General features: G+C 47.0%; 4 protein-coding genes. All 4 read left to right on the forward strand.

From position 1 onward, the window contains the following. On the forward strand, positions 1-527 hold a 527-nt coding region (infC, locus tag K2H17_RS09280), incomplete at its 5' end, for a translation initiation factor IF-3 (protein ID WP_300134014.1). 28 nt (positions 528-555) lie between these two features. After that, the gene (gene rpmI, locus K2H17_RS09285; protein ID WP_300134016.1) at positions 556-753 is read left to right on the forward strand and encodes a 50S ribosomal protein L35; all 198 of its coding nucleotides are present in this window, start codon (positions 556-558) and stop codon (positions 751-753) included. 123 nt (positions 754-876) lie between these two features. Next, complete coding sequence (gene rplT / locus K2H17_RS09290; protein ID WP_107032431.1) at positions 877-1,227, forward strand: 50S ribosomal protein L20; 351 nt, start codon at positions 877-879, stop codon at positions 1,225-1,227. A gap of 120 nt (positions 1,228-1,347) precedes the next feature. Continuing rightward, on the forward strand, positions 1,348-2,397 hold the full coding sequence (locus K2H17_RS09295) for a glycosyltransferase family 2 protein (protein WP_300134018.1): 1,050 nt from the start codon (positions 1,348-1,350) through the stop codon (positions 2,395-2,397). Positions 2,398-2,483: the final 86 nt, after the last annotated feature.

Genomic DNA, 2,483 nt, shown 5'->3' on the forward strand with positions numbered 1-2,483 from the left:
ATCGTGCAGCTGCCAAAGACCCCTATAACACCAACGAGCGTATCCGCGCCCGAGAGGTTCGTCTTGTCGGCGACAATGTAGAGCCAGGCATCTACACCATTCAGGAGGCTCTCAATAAAGCCGAAGAGCTGGAGCTCGATCTCATAGAGATATCGCCCACCGCCAACCCGCCGGTGTGCAAGATACTCGACTACCAGAAGTTTCTCTATCAGCAGAAAAAGCGCCAGAAAGAGCAGAAAGCCAAGGCTACCAAGGTGGTGGTCAAGGAAATACGCTTCGGGCCGCAAACCGACGACCACGACTACAACTTCAAGCTCAAGCATGCTCTTGGCTTCCTTCAGGAAGGTGCCAAAGTCAAGGCTTATGTATTCTTCAAAGGCCGTTCCATCCTTTTCAAGGAACAGGGTGAAGTGCTGTTGCTGCGCTTCGCCAACGACCTTGAGGAGTATGGCAAGGTAGAACAGATGCCCGTGCTCGAAGGTAAGCGCATGATCATCATGATCAGTCCAAAGAAAAAACAGCAATAACTTACATAATATCAACTTACTCTAACAAATGCCCAAGATTAAGACTAACTCCGGTGCCAAAAAGAGGTTCGCCCTTACCGGATCAGGAAAAATCAAGAGAAAACACGCTTTCAAGAGCCACATCTTGACCAAGAAGACCAAAAAGCAGAAACGCAACCTGACTCACTTCTCACTCGTTGCCGGCTGCGACGCTTCAAACGTCAAGTCACTCCTCGCTCTCAAGTAAGGAAGTTTTCACTATCTTAAAATCGTGATTTCTAATTCAATTCTTTAAACCGAACGGTCAGCCACCTAAAAATGAATTTAAGTGCAATGATGTGCCGCTGACGTTCACAACTCATTTTTCAAAATGCCAAGATCAGTAAATCATGTAGCTTCAAGAGCTCGCCGCAAAAAAATCCTGAAACTCACCCGTGGTTACTTCGGTTGCCGCCGCAACGTGTGGACCGTAGCCAAGAACACCTGGGAAAAGGGTCTCACCTACGCTTACCGTGACCGCAAGGACAAAAAGCGCAACTTCCGTGCCCTTTGGATCCAGCGTATCAACGCAGCTGCTCGTCTTGAAGATCTTTCTTACTCCAAGCTCATGGGCCTCATCCACAAAGCCGGCATCGAGATCAACCGCAAAGTTCTCGCCGACCTCGCCCTCAACAACCCCGCTGCTTTCAAAGCAATTGTTGACAAAGTAAAGAACGCCTAAGGTTTTCTCCCGAAGGCAATCTCATCAGCCATAATTAAAATCAGAGACTTCGGCAACGTCCGCCACGGACAGCGTCAGAAGTCTCTGATTTTTTCTATATATCCTATGAATAATACAATCATGAGCAGCAAAGTATCAGTCATAGTACCTGTTTACAACGCGTCAGGCTATCTTGGCAAATGCGTGGATTCGATCCTGTCACAGACATATTCCGACATTGAGATTGTGTTGGTCAATGACTGCTCCACTGACAATTCTGCGGATATATGCCAACGATACAAGTCTGAATTTCCGGATAGAATACACCTGATAGACAAGACGCGGAACGAGGGAGTGGACAAAGCCCGCTTTTCTGGCCTGGACCATGTCATAAACTCAAACCCTGACGGCATGGTCACGTTTGTCGATTCAGACGACTATATTGAATGTGAAGCTATTGAGCGCCAAGTAGCTGAAATGAGCCGGACTGGGGCTGACGTAGTTCAGATGCAATCATATCGGGTGATGGGAATGATACGGAGACGGTCGCAGACTTTTGTCACCCCTCAGGTCATAACGCAGCCGGAACTCATGGATAAATATTTCATATCCTTTTTCGGAGTCAACCGTCTTGATGTCTGCGTGTGGGCGAAACTCTATAAGATAAAACTCATAAAGTCAGCCGGTGTCACTCCGACCGGATTCCGCATGGGCGAGGATCTGATGTTCAATCTCCATCTGTTTCCACATATCGGCAGCTATTCGATAATTGATTATGCTGGCTACAACTACCGCACCGGTGGTCTGACATCAAGATTCAATCCCTATCTGTGGGAGGACCTCAAAGAACAATCCTTACAGAAAACGGCCATAGCATTGGAACATTGCAATCAGTTTGCCGTAAGAACCACAGCAATTGAACTGAAAAATGTGTTTTTAAGCACTGCGCTCCAACGAAAAGAATATCTTAAGGAAACCGATGTGGAACTGAAAGCATGGATGACCGAACAACTCGCCGACAGCAACCTGTGGCATCATGTCAGACGGATTGCCGACGATGACAATGAGTATATCTATAAGGCGATCAGAGACAAGGATGTCGATTTCATTCTCAGTCAGGTATCTGCGACATACAAAGCCCAACGCATCCGCCGTTATCTCAAAAAGTTAATCTCACTTATTTTTCAATGATGTCTCTTTTCAAAAAACTCAAAGCGCTTCTCTCAGACAACCGTCAGCCCGAACCTGACGATCTTGTCAGGATACGCACCTACAAC

It is taken from the genome of Duncaniella sp. (assembly GCF_029054785.1).
Taxonomy (GTDB): domain Bacteria; phylum Bacteroidota; class Bacteroidia; order Bacteroidales; family Muribaculaceae; genus Duncaniella.

Coding starts and splice junctions, on each gene's coding strand:
- rplT (WP_107032431.1), top strand. CDS start 877: ATGCCAAGATCAGTAAATCATGTAGCTTCAAGAGCTCGCCGCAAAAAA.
- K2H17_RS09295 (WP_300134018.1), top strand. CDS start 1,348: ATGAGCAGCAAAGTATCAGTCATAGTACCTGTTTACAACGCGTCAGGC.
- rpmI (WP_300134016.1), top strand. CDS start 556: ATGCCCAAGATTAAGACTAACTCCGGTGCCAAAAAGAGGTTCGCCCTT.